This is a genomic window from Gluconobacter cadivus (genome assembly GCF_015244745.1).
In the GTDB taxonomy this organism is placed as follows: Bacteria; Pseudomonadota; Alphaproteobacteria; order Acetobacterales; family Acetobacteraceae; genus Gluconobacter; species Gluconobacter cadivus.
This window is the reverse complement of sequence record NZ_JABCQI010000007.1, coordinates 38,120-56,973: the sequence shown is the minus strand read 5'-3', so window position 1 is coordinate 56,973 and position 18,854 is coordinate 38,120. Positions and strand designations below refer to the sequence as shown.

Annotated in this window: 11 protein-coding genes; 1 reads left to right on the top strand and 10 read right to left on the bottom strand. The window is 61.1% G+C overall.

The window, feature by feature from the left end:
• Nucleotides 1-24: 24 nt before the first annotated feature.
• From HKD28_RS10930 to HKD28_RS10890, 9 genes are all read right to left on the bottom strand, one after another.
• Complete coding sequence (locus HKD28_RS10930) at nt 25-1,323, bottom strand: exo-beta-N-acetylmuramidase NamZ family protein (protein WP_194268151.1); 1,299 nt, start codon at nt 1,321-1,323, stop codon at nt 25-27.
• A gap of 24 nt (nt 1,324-1,347) precedes the next feature.
• On the bottom strand, nt 1,348-2,862 hold the full coding sequence (gene dacB, locus HKD28_RS10925; protein WP_194268150.1) for a D-alanyl-D-alanine carboxypeptidase/D-alanyl-D-alanine endopeptidase: 1,515 nt from the start codon (nt 2,860-2,862) through the stop codon (nt 1,348-1,350).
• A gap of 102 nt (nt 2,863-2,964) precedes the next feature.
• Nucleotides 2,965-5,853, bottom strand: coding sequence for a TonB-dependent receptor plug domain-containing protein (locus tag HKD28_RS10920; RefSeq protein WP_194268149.1), 2,889 nt, complete (start codon nt 5,851-5,853; stop codon nt 2,965-2,967).
• A gap of 244 nt (nt 5,854-6,097) precedes the next feature.
• A complete protein-coding gene (locus tag HKD28_RS10915; RefSeq protein ID WP_194268148.1) occupies nt 6,098-8,170 on the bottom strand; it encodes a prolyl oligopeptidase family serine peptidase in 2,073 nt (690 codons plus the stop codon).
• Nucleotides 8,167-9,459, bottom strand: a complete 1,293-nt coding sequence (locus HKD28_RS10910) for a serine hydrolase domain-containing protein (RefSeq protein ID WP_194268147.1) — start codon at nt 9,457-9,459, stop codon at nt 8,167-8,169. The genes HKD28_RS10915 and HKD28_RS10910 overlap by 4 nt, the downstream gene beginning before the upstream one ends.
• A complete protein-coding gene (locus tag HKD28_RS10905) occupies nt 9,456-11,843 on the bottom strand; it encodes a penicillin acylase family protein (RefSeq protein WP_194268146.1) in 2,388 nt (795 codons plus the stop codon). The genes HKD28_RS10910 and HKD28_RS10905 overlap by 4 nt, the downstream gene beginning before the upstream one ends.
• A 17-nt stretch (nt 11,844-11,860) precedes the next feature.
• On the bottom strand, nt 11,861-13,081 hold the full coding sequence (locus HKD28_RS10900) for an FAD-dependent oxidoreductase (RefSeq protein ID WP_194268145.1): 1,221 nt from the start codon (nt 13,079-13,081) through the stop codon (nt 11,861-11,863).
• 163 nt (nt 13,082-13,244) lie between these two features.
• Nucleotides 13,245-14,864: a serine hydrolase gene (locus HKD28_RS10895; protein WP_235993423.1), complete on the bottom strand. Its 1,620-nt coding sequence runs from the start codon at nt 14,862-14,864 to the stop codon at nt 13,245-13,247.
• A gap of 147 nt (nt 14,865-15,011) precedes the next feature.
• On the bottom strand, nt 15,012-15,905 hold the full coding sequence (locus HKD28_RS10890; protein WP_194262549.1) for a LysR family transcriptional regulator: 894 nt from the start codon (nt 15,903-15,905) through the stop codon (nt 15,012-15,014).
• A gap of 259 nt (nt 15,906-16,164) precedes the next feature.
• Between HKD28_RS10890 and HKD28_RS10885 the strand changes: the two genes are divergently transcribed.
• Nucleotides 16,165-17,337, top strand: a complete 1,173-nt coding sequence (locus HKD28_RS10885; protein WP_235993422.1) for an FAD-dependent oxidoreductase — start codon at nt 16,165-16,167, stop codon at nt 17,335-17,337.
• A gap of 93 nt (nt 17,338-17,430) precedes the next feature.
• On the opposite strand, the gene HKD28_RS10880 is transcribed toward HKD28_RS10885, so the two are convergent.
• Nucleotides 17,431-18,678 (bottom strand): hypothetical protein, encoded by a 1,248-nt coding sequence (locus tag HKD28_RS10880; protein ID WP_194268144.1) that lies wholly within the window; start codon nt 18,676-18,678, stop codon nt 17,431-17,433.
• Nucleotides 18,679-18,854: the final 176 nt, after the last annotated feature.

Sequence of the window (18,854 nt, the reverse complement as noted above, 5' to 3'; positions counted from 1 at the left end):
TGAAAAATGAGAAACCCTATAGTTTTAGTAGAGCAGGAAAGGGCGGCGTTTCTGAGTGAAGGCCGCTTCCTCAGGTTTCCAGCCTGCCATGATTTCGGTGACTGACAGGTTTTGGGAAAGCTGCTGGCGGAGGGTGCTGCTGCCGGCGAGAATGTCAAAGGTTGCGCCGGATTTTCTCCAGATCGGGCGGTCGGATATTTTGAGGGCGCTCTGAAGCAGGGTTACGCCTGTCAGCAATGGATCGAAGGATCTGCGCTCCGTGATGGCGAGCTGAAGCCCGTGGCATAGCTGCTCTTTCGCGACGTCTGCGGTGGGTGTGAACCAGTCTTCGCGGAACAGGCATCCCGGCAGGGCGGCGTCGTTGAGGCTGTCCACCCAACGGGTCGCGTCCAGATCGGGCGCGCCGAGTGTGAGGAAGGGCGATGCCGTCCCGCGGCCGACAGAGAGGGTTGTGCCTTCGAACAGGCAGGTCCCCGGATAGGCGAGGGCTGTGGTGATGTCGGGCATGTTGGGGCTTGGAGGCACCCAGACGAGGTCGGTTTCGTCCAGATACAGATCCCGCCGCCAGCCGGTCATGGGGATGACGTTGAGTTGGGCGGCGCGTCCTGCCTGTTGGGGCACGAACTGGCTGTTGAACAGGCGTGCGAGTTCGCCTACGGTCATGCCGTGTCGCAGAAGAAGCGGAACCCTGCCCACGAATGAAGAAAAGGCCGGGTCGAGAGTGGGGCCGCTAGGGTGCAGGCCCGTGATGGGGTTGGGTCTGTCCAGTACCATGAACGCGATGCCGCAGCGGGCGCAGGCGGCGAGGGCGTCGAACATGGACCAGATATAGGTGTAGAACCGGGCGCCGATATCCTGAATGTCGAAGACGAGAAGGTCGATATCTGCCGATTTCAGGAGCGCATCCAGCTTCGGGCCGGAGAGCGTGTACATGTCATAGACGGGGATGCCCGTGCGGGGGTCGATGCTTTTTGTTTCGGCATGACCCGCCTGCGCCGATCCGCGGAATCCGTGTTCCGGTCCGAAAATGGCTTTCAGGTTGACGCCCGGGGCGGCGTGCAGACGGTCCGCGATATGGCGCAGATGGCGGTCCACGCTTGTGGGGTTGGCGATCAGGCCCAGTTTTCGGCCTTTGAGGGCCTGATAGTGGTCGGCTTCGAGAACGTCGTAGCCGGTTCGGACTTTGGCAGGGGAGAGGGATCCGGCGGCCAGCCCCGAAGCGGTTGCCCATGATGTGGCCGCAGTTCCCGCGCACAGGCCCATGAAGGTGCGGCGGCTGAGGGGCGTTTTTGGTGTGGCTGTTGCGGAAGCAGGGTGAGGCATGTGAGACGGGCTCCGGGTCTTCCGCTATTCGGCTTTGGCGACGGCGGTGACGAGATCATCCATGATTTTGGTCGGATGCGGCAGGTCGTCCGGGATATCGTTTGCGAAAATGGCGATCAGGAGGGTCTGGCCGTGCGTGGTGTGTAGATAGCCGGACAGAGAATGCGTGGCGGCGAGTGTGCCGGTTTTTGCGTACAGGTGGTTCGCGACGGGGGTGCCGATGAAGCGGTGTGCCAGTGTTCCGTCCTGCGCTGCGAGAGGAAGGTCGTCGCGCCAGTCTGCGCCCCAAGGCTGAAGCTCCGCGAGACGCAGGAGGTGAATGACACTCTGTGGCGTGACGCGATTGTAGGGGGACATTCCCGAGCCGTCATAAAGCGCGACGCCTGCGGCAGACAGGCCCAGCGCGGCCAGCACCCGGCTGCGTTCTGCGAGGCCGTCCGCGACCGAACCGTTTCCATGCACGAGCGCCAGACGGCGCAGCAGAAGCTCGGCATGGAGGTTCTGGCTGACTTTGAGCAGGTGACGGATATCGTCTTTCAGATCCGGAGCGGGCAGGGTGGCGAGGATACTTGCGTCTGGTGTGGGCGTATCAGGGGTGATTTTCGTCAGACGGTGTCGGACTTGCATCGTCTGCACCCGGATGCCTGCGTCACGCAGCAGGGATTTGAAGTGACGGGCAGTTGAGAGGGCTGGATCGTCCAGACCGATTTTCAGTGTCTGGGCGGGAGCAGTGAGCGGGAGTGTGCCGCTCAGGACGACGCGGTTATCGCCGGGCTTCTTTTCAAAACTCAGTTCAGGTTTTCCGTCCGCGACCGTCAAAGCCTGATTGAGCAGGGACAGGCCTTCGTCGGGTGCCGACCAGTGGGCGGTTGGGCGGTCGCCGGGATGGGCTCCGGGCTGGATAGTCAGTGCGGCGGTATTGTCGTTCAGCGTCAGGGCCGACACGGCGGTGCCCCACTGGGTTGGGAGGTTGTTCCAGCTCCATCCGTCGCCCCAGCGTTCGTCCGTAAAAAGCCGATCGTCAGCGATGATGGCGTGGATATGTCTGAGGCCCTTGGCGGAGACGGCATCCGCCAGTGTTTTCAGGCAGTCGGTTTTGCAGGCAGCGTCATCGGATAGGACGGCATCACCCGAGCCGCGCAGGATGAGGTCCGGTGCTCCGTGTTGGCGGAGGGCGAGCAGGAGCGTCGTGGGGTGTGCGGTGGCTTCATGGTCCAGTTCTGCAAGCTCGGCCATGGCGGCGGCTGTGGTGAACAGTTTGGTGTTCGATGCCGGGATGAAGCGTCCGCTGGGGTTGCGGGAGAACAGGATTTTTCCGTCCTGGGTGGCAATGACGATGCCCCATCGGACGCCCTGATCCTGCGAGGATTGCAGGATGGGAGCGAGTTGCTTCGCAAGGGCGTGCGGTCCGAGAGGGGGCGGGGTGCTCTGGACGGCGCAGGCACTCAGGAGGACAGGCAGTCCGGCAGTGGCGCGGGAGAACAGCTTGTGAAAGAGCCGGGGCAAACGGTGCGGAGCGTGGTTGGAAATCTGACGCATGAAGGCCCTGACTGAAGATGGGTTGAAGGCTGAAAAGACAGAGGCTGCCCCCGCAGGTCGGACAGGCAGCCTCGTAGGCAGGTCAGGTCTGGCAGGCCCGGCTCAGAACTCCATGCGGATACCGCCGCGATAGGCCCGGCCCAGCAGGTTGCTGTAGGTTTCGTCGGCTTCGAGCCCGCCTTCCGGCAGCAGGATCGGGGACGTGTTGGCGAGGTTGGTGACGGTCAGGAAGATCTGCATCTTGCCGATTTTCTCGACGGGCAGATTATAGGTCGCGTTCATGTCGAAGTAGAAAATGCCCGTGACGCGGTTGTTGTTGATCGTGGGATAGTTGGCGTTATACGCCGGGCATGTGCCAGAGCACTGGATGTAGCTGTTGGAATAGTTGCCTGCGCTGATGCCGTGGGCGATGGCCGTGAGGCTGTACCGGTCTGTGCTGTAGGTGGCAGAAAAACGGTAGATCCAGCGCGGCGGGCCGGAAGAGATGTCGCCCGATGTGTCGACCGTATAGCCCACGCCGGAGTCCGAGACATATTTCAGGTAGTTCGTGGCCTGACCATGGATGGTGATCTTGCCGCCAGCGTCGCGCAGCAGGCGGCGGAGCGGGAAGGTGTAGGACGCGTCGATGTCGATGCCGCTGGTTTCGAGCTTGGCGAAGTTAAACGGTGAGGCGTTGATCAGGAGATCGCGCGTGCCTGTCGGGTCGGGACGGATGGCCGAACAGAACGTGGTGTAGCCCGAATAACATTCGTTAATGATGGACTGCGGATAGAACTGCTGGATCGCGTTCTTGATCTTGGTGTGGAACCAGTCGACCGAGATGGCCATACCGGGCACGTATCGCGGCGTGATGACAGCGCCAACGACGGTCGTATTGGCCGTCTCGGGGCGCAGTCTGGTGTTGCCCGTCGTGGTGGCGAGAACGGTGTTCGTCAGGCCCGTTTCCGGATTGAGCACGGTCGTCGTCTGAGATGTTCCGGCATTGTAGAGTTCGTTGATGTTGGGCGCGCGGATGTCGTGGGACTGCGTGGCGCGGAACAGGACGTCTCTGATGGGCTGCCAGGTGCCGCCGATCTTCCATGTCGTGACATAGCCGGAGGTCGAATAGTCCGTACCGCGGACGGCGCCGTTAAAGGACAGGCCTTTAGCCAGCGGGACGGCGGTTTCGAGATAGGCTTCCTTGACGCTGTAATGGCCGAAGGTCGGGCGGTAATTCCCGACGGACCAGCCTGATTGGTATTCGGTCGGCACATATCCTGAAGAGCGTTCGTCACGATATTCGCCGCCGACGGCTACGTTCACGTCGCCCGCCCATGTTGCGAACGGGATCGTGGAGAGGTTCACGCCCGAGACGATTTCCTGAAACCGCTGGTCGCGCCACGGGGCGTCGAGGACGTATCCGATGGATGAGGAAGACATGACGCCCGTTCCCAGCCAGTCGATGGGGGAGCAGCCATTGCCCGGATTGGTCAGGGACGAGCGGCAGACAATCTGTCCGGCGGAGTTGCGCACGGCATCGGTCGCATTGGCGATTTTTGCCGTGTTCATGACGTTATAGATCTGCTCGTGCGTATGGGTGACGCCATACTGTCCGTAAGCGCTCCACGACGCGCGTTTGCCGAACATCTCGAAATTGCCTTCGCCGCCGAAGGTGTAGCGCTGGACGTTGCGCGTGTTGTCAGTCCGGCGATAGGGCATGTCGAGCGCGGTCGTGCCGACGGTGACATTCGAGACGTTCTGAAGGGCTGCCGCGCCGAGCGCATCGACAAGATAGGGGTTGGTCCCTTTCAGGGACACCGAACTGATATACTGGGGGCCGGAATTGTAGACGTATTCGCTCTCATTATAGGCGCCTTCCGCATACAGGGTCATCCAGGGCGCGACGTCATAGCTCAGGCGTCCGAAGAGGTTTTTGCGGTCGCTCTGGGGCTCCAGACCGATGTTCTTGTTGTTGTTGGCAAGGTTCTGGTCGCCGCCGACCGAGACGCTGGACGTTGAGAACGAGCCGTAGTTGTAGTGATTGACGCTGCCGCCGGGGCCGAAATAGATCCCGCGCAGGGAGTTGGCCACGCCGCCCGTGGAGGCGTTGATGATGCCGCCGGGCATGACGTTGTTGGTGCCTGCATCACCGACGCGGAGGTAATAGGGCTGGCCGTTTCCTGCGACATAGTCGGGATTGGCGACGATGCGGCTGCCGTTCACGTTCCAACTGCGGGAGACGTGGAAAATGCCGTCCTGATGGGCGATGTCGCCGCTGAGCAGGACGTGGCCCTTACCATGCGCGAAGCCGAAGCCTCCGGCAATGGCAGCGTGTTCGTTCTCACCGTCGCCATAATCTGAAATGCCGGAATCCGCGCTGACTTTCAGGCCCGTATAGGTTTTGTCGAGTACGAAGTTTGTGACACCTGCAACGGCATCGGAGCCGTACTGCGCGGACGCACCCCCCGTCACGACGTCCACGCGTTTGACCAGCTGCTGGGGGATTGTGTTGATGTCGACGATGCCGGTGATGGCGGAAGGCGTGATCCGTCGGCCGTCCATCAGCACGAGGGAGCGGACGGGGCCGAGGTTGCGCAGATTGAGCGCATTGATGCCGGCTGTGCCGTCACTGAGGGAGTAGGCAGAGTTCTGGGGCGTCTGGCTGCCCGCGAACTGTGGCATCTGGTTGATCAGATCGGCGAGGTTGTTGCTCGGCGCCTGGTTCAGGATTTCCTGCTGGTTGAGGGAGCTGATGGGGGTCGGGGATTTGATGTGCGAGTTCGCGATGTGACTGCCCGTAACAGTAATGACTTCCCGGTTGGAGTCAGTCTGTTTTTGTGTCTTTTTGTGATTTGCGGTGGGTTTCGAAGGCTGCAAAGATGCGTGCTTGGTATCCGCAGGCTTGGAGACTGTTGCGGCAGCGTAAGCCTGCTGCTGCATGAGGAATGTTGCGCCCGATGACAGGGCCGCAAAAGACAGGAAATAAGACTTCAGGGACAGTCTGGCGGTCATACCCTCGTTCCTTCGATAAGCGCCAGTGGGCGGTGATGTTTCGGTTTCGAATTAATATGCCTGCCGGTCACGCAGGCGTCGATGTCGAAACTGCGCGCGCCATATAACCCGAAGTTATGTACGCGCCATCCCCTGACGTTTCATGAAGGCAATATTTGGAGGGCGACAGGGGAAATGATGGCCCGTTTTCCGGGAGGATCTGCCATTTCAGGATATTTTTTCCGTTGGCAGATCCGATAGAAGATCAATGAGACTGTATGGCCGGAAGCTTTGTATCAAAGAAATGCAGCGTCCACAGATAGGCCTGTAGCCAGTCCTGTGTCCGCAGGAAAGCATGGCGTTCGCCGGGGAAGACGTGATCTTCGAACGGAATGTTCCGCTCCACGAGCATACGGGCCAGAAGAACGGATTGTTCGAATTCGACGTTGAAGTCGTCATCGCCATGGATCAGCAGAACGGGCGAGTGCCAGTGATCGATGTCGGCGATTGGGGAGGAGCGCCATTCGCTGCCCTTTTCCCGCTGTTTTTCTTCGGGGGAGAGACCAGAATGATCTGGCTCCGTCATGTCATGGACGCCGTGAAAATCTGCTCCGGCTACGAACAGGTCGCTGTTGCGGGCCAGAGCCAGAGCGGTCAGATAACCACCCCAGCTTCCGCCCCAGATGCCGATTTTGCCCGGGGCCACATCTGAGCGGCTGCGCAGGAACAGTCCGGCTGCGCGAACGTCTTTGTATTCGCTCGCACCGGCACGGCCGATTCCGGGGGCGGTCCGGAAGTCTACGCCGTAGCCAGTGCCGCTGCGGTAATTAACGGCCAGCACGACATACCCGCGCGATGCCAGAAACTGGTTCATGGCGTAGGCATTGGAATAATAGCCCATCGGATTGAAGGCCGGGAGCATCTGGCGGTGGGGGCCGCCATGCACGAAGACCAGCGCCGTATGCGGGCCGGGTGTTCCGGCGGGCGGCAGGAACAGTTGTCCGTGAATGTCGCGGCCGTCCTCGCTGCGGAAATGGACGATTTGGGGCGTTGTGAATGTGAAGCCGTCTGGGAAGGCGGGCGTCACGGGAACGTGTCGGACGTTGCCCTTAAGCACAACCGGGTGGGCGGTCTGGTCTGCGCTGGTGGCCATCATGGCGATGGCCGGTCCCGCCAGTGTGAGATCCATGACCTGTTCGCCCGGTGCGCTGAGGGCTACGGGCTGGGTGTTATCGAGGGGCTGGGACCAGGCGCGCCAGTGATCCGGATCGCCGATATTGGCGGTGTAGAGCAGGCGTGTTTCATCCGCTGACAGACGGTAAGACGTGATTTCGGCTTGATCCGGCGTCAGGCAGTGTGGTGTTGAGGCCGGTGCAGTGACGCTGAGGGCGCAGAGGCGCAGCCAGCCGCTGCCTTCCCACGGGAACAGGAGTTGTCCGTTGCGGCTCCATGTCAGGTCCATGCCTTCGGGCGCCCAGAAGCGGTTTCCGGTGCCTTCCGGTGCGGTCCAAAGCGTATGCTCTGCGCCGGAGGCGGTGTCATAGACTTGAAGGGACCAGAAATGACCCTTGCCGCGTTCAGCCGTCATCAGCGGGTGATAGGCCCGGACGAAGGCGATGGCGCGTCCGTCTGGCGAGAAGGTTGCGTTCTGGTCATGCCCTAAAGCGGCAGGCAGGAACACGGGTGCAGCGCTACTGTTTCTGGCGTCCCAGAGCGCGATCAGGCTGTGGGAGCCCCGGTCAATTTCGAGCGCGAGACGGTTACTGTCCGGGGACCAGTGCAGGGCGGTGATGTCGCCCGGCGTGGTCATGACCACACGCGGCGTCTGGCCCGGTTGCCCAACAAGAAGCGCGCCGCCGCGCATGAAGGCGAGCAGGCGTCCATCCGGTGAGAAGGCCGGGCTGTGTCCTTCTCCGGCGGTGACGGTTCGGCCATCGGGCAGGAGGACGCGCACGGTTTCCTTGCCCGGGACAGCGGCGTTGCCGGCATTGGGGGCGTGGTCGTTGGGATATTCCGCATCGCCGCCTTCGACGAAGGCCAGTGTCTGTCCGTCCGGGCTGAGAGCGAGGCCCCACAGATCGGTCCCGTCATCCTGCGTATAGGCCGTGACCCTGCGGGGGGCAGCGCCTCCGTCCGAGATCAGAATATTGCGGACGCCGTCCCGACGTTCGACCCAGGCCAGACGCGCCGATTTCGCAGCCCCGGTCAGGCCTTTGGCATAGGGCATGGCCAGAAGGGCACCCAGTTGGGTTTTGTCCTGCGTGGTAGCGGCGTTTGCGCCAGAGACTGTGGCGGCGAGGAACGCCGAGGCGGCGAACAGGGACAGGCGAAGGGTCATGGAATGTCTTTCCCGGCTCCGGCGAGGGCGGTGAAAATCTTTTCCTCGACACGGGTGAATGATGAATAGGTGCCCGGACGTTCCTGCCCGGCGTCGGGGAAGCCATCTGCGGCAAACAGGAAGCCATCGCCGGTTGCGGGGTCGTACCAGAAGCCTGAATGCAGCGAATAGGCATCCCCGAGATGGCCGGCTAGATCGCCGGAATAGCCTTTATAGGGTCGGGTTTCGCGGCCCGAAGAATCCCGTGCTCCGGTCAGGCGCGCCATGCTCAGACCGTAGCTGGCGATCGGGTAAGGGCAGTCGCCGTTCTGGCCGTCATACTGCCATGTCGGTGTCTGCATCAGGGCGATGCTGTGGGCCGAAAGCAACGTTTTGCCGTCCAGCGTGCCGTGGCCGAGCATGAAGCGGGCCAGCCGGGTCAGCCCTTCCATGGAAATCCGCAGGCCGCCCTGAGGGGCAAACAGCGTGCCATTGGTTCCGGGCTTGTATTGGGCGAGTGCGACAGTATCCCAGACCTGCACCAGCGGCAGGGTGTCTGTCTCGGCATTCCATCCTGTGGGCTGGTGGCTGTAGAGTGTGGCCAGACGTTCGGGATGGGTGAGGGTGGCGCGGTTATAGCCGCCATCAATCCCGAGCGGATCAAGCACATGCGCCTGTTGGTAACGGTCAAAGCGCTCGCCGCTGACACGCTCCATGATCGTGCCGACAAGGCCATAGCAAAGATTGCAGTAGCTGAACCATGTGCCCGGCGCGTGTCCCTCGCCATGGGCGAAATGATAGCTGGCATCGCCGGGTTTGTGGGTTGCGTCGAAGACTTCGCTGATGCGGTGTCCGGGAGGGAGTGTGTAACTGTCACCGTCGCGAATGCTGGACGTGTGGTTGAGCAGCATCCGCACCGTAATCGGTGTCTGGGGGAAATCCGGATTGCGAAGCCGGAACCCCAGATAGTCGGAGGCATCGTGATCGAGGTTGATCTTGCCCTGCTCGACCAGTTCCATCAGCCCGATCGTCGTGACGACCTTTGAAATCGAAGCAATGCGAAAGAGCGTCTGTGGCCCGACGGGCACCGTTTCGTCCGGGCTCTGTCGCGCAAAGCCGCCATAATAGCTGTAAGCAACCTGACCATGGCGCAGACGGACGGCGGCAATGGCGGCCAGCGGACGGACCTCACCCTGCGTCAGAACATGATCCAGGGCATGGGTGGTCTCGGTGGGGGACTGCGCCTGTGCGGCTGAAGACAGGGCCGCGAGGGCGATCAGTGTGAGGTTGCGAATGTGCCAGTTGCTCATGGCCGATCCTCCGGTCGAAGTGTCATACGTCGGACAGTGGCGGCATCGACGCTGTGGGTGCTGAAAGACAGCGGCTGCATGGCGCCACGCAGCCAGACAGGCAGGAAATCGGCGTAATGCGGCGATCTCGGATCGGCGGACTGTCCGGGGAAGTTGAGATAGAGCGAGCGGTCCCAGTGGCCGACGTCACACACCATCAGATAGCTGGCGCCTCCGGTCGTGGCATAGGCGTCGGCCCCGCCGGTCTGCGGACTGTACCAGCGGGCCATGACGGTATAGGGATCTCCGCCGCTCTGCGCTGAGGGACCGCCGATTGTGGGGAAAGCCGCAGCGATGGCCGGGACGGACGCGAGCGGGTGGCGCAGCGTAATGGTATGGAGCGCGCCCCAACGCCATGCGGCGGGAAGTGGGCCGAGGCGCTTCCGCAACTCCTGAACGGCTTCCCGGAACTGTTCGACGAGCATCCTGTTCCGCGCGCTCGCCGGATCTGCGCCAAAGCGGGCGTCGGGGGACTGGAACAGGGAGAGTTGAACCGTGGCGTTCACCGGCCCCGGCAGCAGGTCGTGCAGGGCGGCCGGAATGATGAGCGCGTGCAGGGCGCGTTCGAGCCGGGTCCACCAGACTTCATACAGCGCGGCGGCTGCACTCGACGCATCCACACGGCCGTTCCATGCTTTGAGCACTGCGGCCTCTGCGGCAAGGTCGGGCGGGACATCGGGCAGAAGCCGGACCATTTGCAGCGCCAGCACAGAGAACGTGTCGTGTTGCAGGGCTACGCTGTCGGCAAGGGTCGCACGCGGAGTTGCATCCAGCACCTGAGCCACGCGTTCGTGGCGGAAGCCGTCACGCCATTCGAAACTGACGCGCCGTTCCTCGACCGGATAGTCGGGGGGTAGGTTCATCTCATTGGACGTTCCGAACCAGCCGCGCGCCGGATTAAAGCTGCTGGGCAGGGCTTCGAGCGGCTGAAGACCCTGCCAGTCGTATCGCCCGTCTCCCGGTGCGGGCATCAGCCCGTCATGTCCCGGCGCGCGACGCGGCAGACCGCCTGCGGCCTGCCAGCCGATATTGCCGCTGGTGTCGGCATAGGTGAAATTGGTCGGGCTGGTATGGACGCGCAGGGCTTGGCGGAAGCTGGGCCAGTCATGGGCCAGATTGATCCCGATATTGGCCAGAAGCCCGTTCGCGCCGGGGGCGAGCCAGGTGGCGGAGACTGAAGTGGCGCGGTTGCGTGCCGGATCGCGCGAGACGACCGGCCCGTGCACGGAATAGAACAGGCTCACCACGCGCTCGGCCTCGCCACGGACTGCGATCCGCGTTTCGACCTGCTCCATGCGTTTCCAGCCGCCCTGATGGGCATAAAGCAGCGGATCGGCGGGGTTGGTGCGCAGGATGAACAGGTCTTCCTGATCGATATGGAAATTTGTCCGCCCGAAAGCGATGGTCGCGTTATGGCCCTGCATCACGCCGGGCATACCCGGCCCGCCGCCGCCGATTACATCCAGCCCGGGTGCCGTCAGATGAACGACGTGACGCGGACCGGGCACGCCGAAGGACAGATGCGGGTCGTTGGCCAGAATGGGACGGCCGGTTGCGGTGCGAGAGGGGGCGATGACCCAGGCATTGCTGCCTTCATTCCTCCGCCGCGTGCCGTCATCGGCTGCGGCGCGGATGTCGTGGCGGGGCAGGGGGGCCTGAAGCACGCCGAACAGCCCGAGGTCGGCTTCGCTGATGGCGGCGGTGTCCAGACCGTCCGGCACCCGCAGGTCATGGACAGGTTCCAGCGGCGTGATGAGGGCGTCGTAGGCCAGCGCACCGCGTGCGGCCAGTCGGGCGCGGCGGATTTCGGTGCGGGTGTTGCCGGTAACTTCGGCGCGGATACGGATCAGGTCCAGCACATCCCAGTGCAGAGGTGTGGCGGCGAAAATGCCGAATTCCGGGGGCAGGAGAGCGGGTGTTGCGGTGACTTCCGCGATGCGCGCATTGATCCCGGCGACATAGGCGCGGGCGCAGTCCTGGGTCAGTTGAGGAAAGGCCGCGAGTTCGCGCTCGGCATCACCGCGAAACAGCACCAGCCGGTTGGCCGTGTCGGAGGGGACGAAGGCCGGGCCGAACACTTCCGCCAGCCGCCCCAGAGACTGGCGATGGCCGAAATCCAGCTCCCACAGCCTGTCGCGGGCGATCAGATAGCCGTCTGCGAAAAAAGCGTCAGGGATGCTTTGCGCGCGGACATGGGGGACGCCCCAGTGGTCTTCCAGAATTTCGACCGGCTGGCCGAGGCCTTTTAGACCCTGAAGGGGGGCTGCGGCGCGGGCCCTGAATCCCGGTGTGGACAGGGTGGCAGCGACGCCGCCAAGAAGAACCGTGCGGCGGGTGGCCTGCATAAAAGCCTGTTCCTTTTTCAACTGATGGCGCGGGAATCGCACCCGGCCACGATCTCTTTCAGTCTCAGGGCCGAGCCGACCGAAAGCGTGAAGCCAAGGGCGCCCTGCCCGACATTGAGCAGAAGATTGTCATACCGGGTGCGGTCGATGATCGGGACGCCCGTGGGGGTAGCGGGGCGCAGCCCTGCCCAGGGCGTATCGTCGCCCTCACTCAGCGCGCCCGGAAGCGTTTCGTTCACGAGCGCGCGGAGTTCGCCGAGGCGTTTGGGGTTTAGGCGGGTGTCCTGCGCGCCGATATCGACCATCGCGGCAACCCGCAGGCGGTCGCCCAGCCCGGCATAGACCACGCGGTTATCATAATCCGTTACGCTAACCAAAGGAACGAGGCCGGGACGTGGGCCTGTGGTCAGACTATAGCCTTTCAGGCCGTAAAGAGGCAGATCGACCCCTAAGGGGCGGGCCAGTTTGCGGGAGGCGATCCCGGCTGCGAGAACGACGAGATCGGTCTCGAACGGCTTGCCATCAAGCAGGACGTTACAACGGTTTCTGAGACCAGCCGTGAGGGTGGCGTTGCCATGGATGAGCCGAAAATTCGGTGCCGATGCGAGGGCATCGCGCAGGGCTTCGCAGAACAGGAAGCAGTCTGCGACTTCGTCTTCGGGCGAGAAAATACCGCCCGCGATCTTGTCACGCAGACCTGCGAAGGCGGGTTCGATCTCCGCGCATTCGGACGGGGAGATCGCATGTTGGCGCTGCGGGTCGCTGACGGATTTCGCGGCTTTGTGGAAAGTGGTGGCGTTGCGGTACAGGACGAGCTTTCCCGGACGCCGCCACAGGAAGTCCCGTAAGCCTTCCTCGCGATAGGTCTGAAGTTCCGCCTGCCCACTGAGTGCCAGATCGAGCAGGACGCCAGCATTGCGGCGGTTTGTCTGCCGGTTACAGGCGAGCAGGAACGCGAGCAGCCAGCGCCACTGGGACGGATCGGCCTTCAGGCGAAGGGAGATCGGGGAATTGGGGCGAAACAGCCAGCCCAGGGCGTCCCGCGCGATCCCGGCATCGGCCAGCGGGCTGACATAGCGGTAGCTGAGTTGGCCGCCATTCGCGAAGCTGGCTTCCTGCCCAACGTCTTCGCGACGTTCGATCAGGGTGACGTCATGCCCTTCCCGGACGAGGGCGTAGGCGGCTGTCAGGCCGATCACGCCTCCGCCGATGATGGTGATGGTCCGTTTGCCAGCCATAAAAGTCCCGAACGTCCAGAGGCCGGGCGCAGGGAGATATTATAATCCCCTGCGCCATTATCATGATCAAAACCTACATTTCCCAAACCGCTCGGGCCAATGCAAAGAGGCCATCTTCCCATAACCTGCGGTTAAGGTGTTGTTTTGTAATGAAAACAATAAATCAGGGAGTCAGTGCCTCTGGAGAAGAACTGATTTTCTTCGGATGCAGATCCTGTGCATCGAAGCTGAAATCCGAACCGATAACCTGCATTTTCAGGCCGCTCACTTGACCGGACATGTCGCGCTCGAACTGGACATAGGAATCGTCATCAGCGTCCTGCCCGCGGTCATCCCAGCGAACAACGAACAGATCATGCGGCAGGGCGGAGAGGGTCCCGGTCAGGCCGTCGGCATGGCTGAAAGATATCCGCAGATCCTTTCCCCGGCGACTGACCGAAATCGGGCCGCGCCAGTCATCGCGATAGGTTCCGATATAGTCCTTTTGCGCCTCATCCGGGAGCGTGATGAAAGGTCGGGCGGGCGAGCCAGGGCCGGTTTCGGCAGCTTTTTTCCTGTTTGCCGCCTCTTTGGCATTCTGCTCGTTCTGGAAATACGCAACCCAGTCCGCACTTTTGCCGTTCGCGACATAGGCGCTGAGTTCCGTCGCGATGGCGAAAGGAGCCGCGTGACTGTAATGGTTGGTCAGAACGATAATGGCTGATTTCCGCTCTGGCAGGAACGTCACATAGCTGACCATTCCGCTGATGGTTCCCGTGTGCCAGACACGCTTGAGGCCAAAGAAATCTTCCATGAACCAGCCATAACCATAGGCGCGGAAATGGGTCTTTGTGGCCTCGGCTGTGTCAGGCAGGGGCAGAATTCCGTGTGGTGCCCAGAGCGCGTCGCGGCTGGCCTGACTGAAGATTTGTCGGCCGTTCGGGGCGCGGCCGCCATTGAGATAGGTCTGGGCCCAGCGTGCTACGCCATCGGCGCTGCACCAGATGCCGCCTGCGGGTGCGACGGCTGGCAGGCGCAGGGCGCTGCGGTCTGGCAGGACGGTGCTCTCGCCTTCGCCGATCGCCACGTCTGTCTGGCCTTTGACCGGTGGCGTGCTCTGACAGGCGGGAAGGCCTGCGGCGTCGATCAGGTGTTTCTGGACGACCTCTTCCCATCTTTGGCCCGTCATGCGCTCCACCAGAGCGCCCGCCACGACATACAGAAGATTGTTATAGGCGTAATCGCTGCGGAAGGGGGCCGTAAAGGGCATGAACGGCAGAGCCGCCAGAATCTCCGGGCGCGTGAAGGTGCTGTGCGAAAACAGCATCAGGTCTCCTGCGCCCTGTCCCATGCCGCTGTGATGTGTCAGCAGATCCGAGACGCGGAAGTCCCGCGTGATGGACGGATCGGCGACGCGGAATTCCGGCATGTGATCGATGATACGGTCGTTCCATCCCAGTTTGCCCTGATCCACCAGTTGCGCCAGTGCCGTTGCGGTGAATTCCTTGGTGTTGGAGCCGATGGCGAACATCGTGCGGGCGTCGACGGGCGCGCTCGCGCTGTCCTGTGTGCGTCGTCCGTAGCCGCGGCTGAACACGATCTCGCCGTCCTGCACCACGGCCACCGCAATTCCCGGCACGTCAAAGGCCGAGCGGGCATGTTCCACCGTTGTGGTAATAACCTGCTCGGTCAGGCCCTCGGGCAGTCCTGCGGGCAGCGTTGCGGCGTGTGTGGCGCATGTCGTGGAAAGAAGGAGCGCTGCCGAGATGGCGCGCATGAGGGACTGTCGGGCAGGCTGGATCATGGGCGGCTCTGAATACGATTTTCCGGCCCCGGATTCATCGGGACCCTGCGAAAAGAAGCATCATTCAGAGCACGAAACGGTCTGACTGTCCTGTCCTAAGATGCAGTGTGCTCTTAACCTCGGGTTAAGAGCTGCCCGTCATTTTTGTCAGGATTTTTTCAGGGCCCGCAGATCGACATCCAGTTCGCTTCGGAGCAGGGCGAGGATATCTTGCGAAATATGCGAGAGAGCATGATCGGCCCGGAACAGGACGGTACAACTGACGCTCAGAGGCGGAGAAAGGGGGCGGGGCGGTGACAGTCCCGGATGATGCAGGGCCGTTACGGCATCCACGATGGCGCATCCTCCTCCGAGGCGCACGAGTTCGGCGGCCATGAAATGGGTTCGAACCCGCACATGGGTCTTGGCTGGAACGCCAGCTTCTTCCAGCAGCATATCGAGCATGCGGGCTGTGGGATCGTTTTCGCTCAACCCGATATAGCGTTCGGGATCAATGTCGGTGACGCTGACCGGACCTTCACCGCCTTCTTCGTCGATCATCATCAGCGGGATATCCGCAAGATGCAGGGCCGTCATGCCTTCGAATGTGTAGTCGCCGAAGACGATTCCGAGATCGAGGTCATGGTTCATGATGCGCGAGACGATTTCGGTGCCGTGCATGGCATCGATCGTCAGTTCCATGCCCGGATGATCCTTGCGGTAACGCTGCACCACGCGTGGCACCAGTCCCAGACCCAGACTCGGTACGCATCCGATACTGATCGAGTGCCCATCGCGCGCGTAACGCAGATTGTTGGTCAGGCGCTTGAGGTCGGACAGTTTTTCGAAAATGGCGTTGACGTGTGGCAGCATGATGAGGGCTTCCCGCGTTGGAACGAGCCGTCCTCCCGCCCGCTCGAACAGCGCAAATCCCAAAGACTGTTCAGCGTAGCGCAGAACCTTGCTGGCGGCTGGTTGCGAGACATGAAGCAGCTCCGCGGCGCGTCGTAGCGAACCCGTCGTCATGATCGCATAGAAAACTTCGATCTGGCGCAGGCGCATTGGCGGTCCTTGTTCTGAAGGCGGGTTGCTGAATGTTTCGCGAAAGGAGCGGATGCGGGCTCCGGTACCTTCCGCAATGAATGAAACTCTTTTTACGTTTCTTTTGCAAAAGGAGATGTGGCGGAACGTCTCCGAGGCTGCTTTTCAGGGCGGCCATAACCTGAGGCTATGCTTTGCAGGCTTTTTGAGAATTCCCTTCCTGCCCGACTTGCCTGATGCTCGTTTTCCATCGAATGCACTGTCCCAGCCGGAAGGTTTTATGATGCCTCTTCTTTCCCGTCGGCATGTCATGGCAGGCGGGGCGTCCGTTGTCGGTCTTTCCAGCCTGTCCGCCTGCGCGACCCGACCGCTTTTCAGTCCCGATCTGGATGCTGACGTCCGTTCCATTCCGGTCATTCGGGCGCGGACGGACAGGATTGACCGCATTACGGTCTGCCTGCGTCCTTTCAGGGCCGCCGGGCCGCGTCTGGATGTTGTTCAGGTCGGGCACAAGACGGTTGTCCATAATTATGGACATGGTGGTAGCGGTTGGTCGCTGTCATGGGGGAGCGCGAAGCTGGCTGTGGAACGGGCATCGCCTGTCAGTCGAAATATCGGGGTGATCGGGTGTGGTGCGATTGGTCTGACAACCGCTATCGTCGCACAGCAGGCTGGCGCGCAGGTGACGATCTATACCGAGGCTTTGCCACCGTTCGTCCGCTCGTCACGGGCGTCCGGAAGCTGGACGCCATCGTCTCGCATTGCGCGCGCAGACGCCGTTACGCCGGAATTTGCCGTACGGTGGGAGAGCATGGCCCGGTATTCGTTCTCCTGTTACCAGAGCCTTCAGGGGTTGCCGGGAAATCCGGTGGAATGGGACACGTTTTATGGCCTGCATTCCCGTGAACCCTCCGCCCCTCATGTCGATCCGATTGGCTATGCCAGACTGGACGAGCGCATCCGGGACATCGAGCCGCAGGGGAACCTGATCCGGGTGGATGACAGCCGGCTTCCTTATTCGGAAGTGCACAAAAAGCCCAATCTGATTTTCAATGTTGCCAGCTATTCGGACTATCTGATGCGGCAGTTTCTGGAGCAGGGCGGAAAGATCAAGATCCTGACCCTGCATCATCCGTCTGAACTGACAGGTCTTCCAGAACCGGTTTTTATCAACTGTACCGGATATGGCGCCCGGGCGCTGTGGAATGACAACAGCATCATTCCTGTACGTGGACAGATCGCGTGGCTCATTCCCCAGCCGGAAGCGCTGTGCAGTATGAGTTTTGGAAACGTCTATGTTGTGTCCAGAAGAGACGGGATCGTGGTTCAGTGGCTGGGCGATAATATGGGGTTTGGTTACGACAATACGGACGAAACGCCTGATCTGGCCGAAGCGAGACGTAGTGTTTCGGTGATTAACGGGCTGTATCGGAGAATGGGATACAGTCTTTAATCTGCTTTTTGGTCTGAAAGAAGCGTTCTCCAGATATAAAAACCGCCCGGAGGCGGCTGGGTTGATTGGAAACAGCGAGCCTGCCGCGAGTATTCAGTTGCCGACGAAAACCGAAGCGGCGGTATAGGCAACGCCATTTGCCGTCCCTGCTGTGTCTGCCGCGAATTTTCCGGTTTTGTTTCCGGTCGTTTTCGCGGTTACGCCATAGAGGCGGATGACGCCCTGATGAATAGCATGATAGCCATAGCCCGCATTGTCCTGAGAGACCGAAGATCCCGCCAGAAAAGCGCCTCCGTCAGAGACAACGCCATCGGAAGACGCTCCTTTGAATGTGCAATAATTGCAGGTAATGACACCAAGATCCTGCGCTTCTGCGCCGATGTAGCCCCCTGAAAAGGTTGAGTTCTGGCTTTCGATGACGCCACCGGTCAAGGCGTACGCGCCCTTTGCAAGAGTTGTATTCAGCGGATTGGAAACGGTTACGCCGTGCGCCCACATTTTCCCGTTGGTTAGCGCGTAAAGTCCTCCCGACCCGAACTGTGAGCATGTCGAACCGTCGATATAAAGCGCACCTCCGCGTTCGGCATCGTAGCAATAGCCCAGTTTTGCTGTGTCCGGATTGGTGAGGTCGCTGACCCGAACGGCCGTACAGGGTGTGCAGACGATGACGCCATTTCCCCTTGCCATAAATGCAACATCGCCGGCATCTCCGGCTTTCACACCCCCCGAACGGGCATTCACAACACCGCCATCGTCTGCTTCGACGCCGTAGTAGAAATGTTCGATATCCATGTGCGGGCCGAGATTGATGACCGATCCTCCCTGCGCCATGATCCCCGCGCCGTAAGACTGGTTCTTCCATGTCGTCCGGGTGTTTGTATGGGACGCCTGTGCGCCAACGCCATTGATGGTCATGCCGTCAATCAGGCCAATCTGGCCGCCGCCGATTGCGATGAATCCGCTCTGGTTCGTACCGGAGATATGGGTGAAATTGACTTGCACTTTTGTCAGGTCATGGGTGTTTCCGACGACCTGAACCGCAGAGGACGCCGGATCGTTCGTGAAGGCCTGTGCGGTCTCGGTATAGGTGCCGTCAGCAACGGAGACGACGATGATGCCGTGAGTGGCAAGTTTGTGCGCCTGACCGACCGCAGCAGTAAATGCTGCTACAACGCTGGAATAATCACACCCTGACGCACAGACCGAAATTGTTTTCTGATAAGTCGTCTGAAAGCCGAGATTGTTGACAGCCCGGTCAACCGGAAAATTCTGAGCGAACGCCTCAGATGCCGTTAACAGGAGGGATAAACAGGATATGACGGCGATGGTGAGACGTCTCATATTTCGCTTTCAGAAAAGGGTTATGCACCATAGTTACCTGAAACGAAGGCGATAGGGGTGTCGTTTACCGCTTTGGCTCTGCTTTTGGTATTGTCATAAGCCTTCCAAGACGCACAGTGCGCGGTATCTTCTGGGCATCAATCTGCTTCATTTTATTCCAGAAAATCTACGGAGAT

Excerpts from the sequence above, each read along its gene's own strand:
- HKD28_RS10915 (WP_194268148.1), bottom strand. The coding sequence starts at position 8,170 with ATGACCCTTCGCCTGTCCCTGTTCGCCGCCTCGGCGTTCCTCGCCGCC.
- HKD28_RS10880 (WP_194268144.1), bottom strand. The coding sequence starts at position 18,678 with ATGAGACGTCTCACCATCGCCGTCATATCCTGTTTATCCCTCCTGTTA.
- HKD28_RS10890 (WP_194262549.1), bottom strand. The coding sequence starts at position 15,905 with ATGCGCCTGCGCCAGATCGAAGTTTTCTATGCGATCATGACGACGGGT.
- HKD28_RS10910 (WP_194268147.1), bottom strand. The coding sequence starts at position 9,459 with ATGAGCAACTGGCACATTCGCAACCTCACACTGATCGCCCTCGCGGCC.
- dacB (WP_194268150.1), bottom strand. The coding sequence starts at position 2,862 with ATGCGTCAGATTTCCAACCACGCTCCGCACCGTTTGCCCCGGCTCTTT.
- HKD28_RS10930 (WP_194268151.1), bottom strand. The coding sequence starts at position 1,323 with ATGCCTCACCCTGCTTCCGCAACAGCCACACCAAAAACGCCCCTCAGC.
- HKD28_RS10885 (WP_235993422.1), top strand. The coding sequence starts at position 16,165 with ATGATGCCTCTTCTTTCCCGTCGGCATGTCATGGCAGGCGGGGCGTCC.
- HKD28_RS10900 (WP_194268145.1), bottom strand. The coding sequence starts at position 13,081 with ATGGCTGGCAAACGGACCATCACCATCATCGGCGGAGGCGTGATCGGC.
- HKD28_RS10895 (WP_235993423.1), bottom strand. The coding sequence starts at position 14,864 with ATGATCCAGCCTGCCCGACAGTCCCTCATGCGCGCCATCTCGGCAGCG.
- HKD28_RS10905 (WP_194268146.1), bottom strand. The coding sequence starts at position 11,843 with ATGCAGGCCACCCGCCGCACGGTTCTTCTTGGCGGCGTCGCTGCCACC.
- HKD28_RS10920 (WP_194268149.1), bottom strand. The coding sequence starts at position 5,853 with ATGACCGCCAGACTGTCCCTGAAGTCTTATTTCCTGTCTTTTGCGGCC.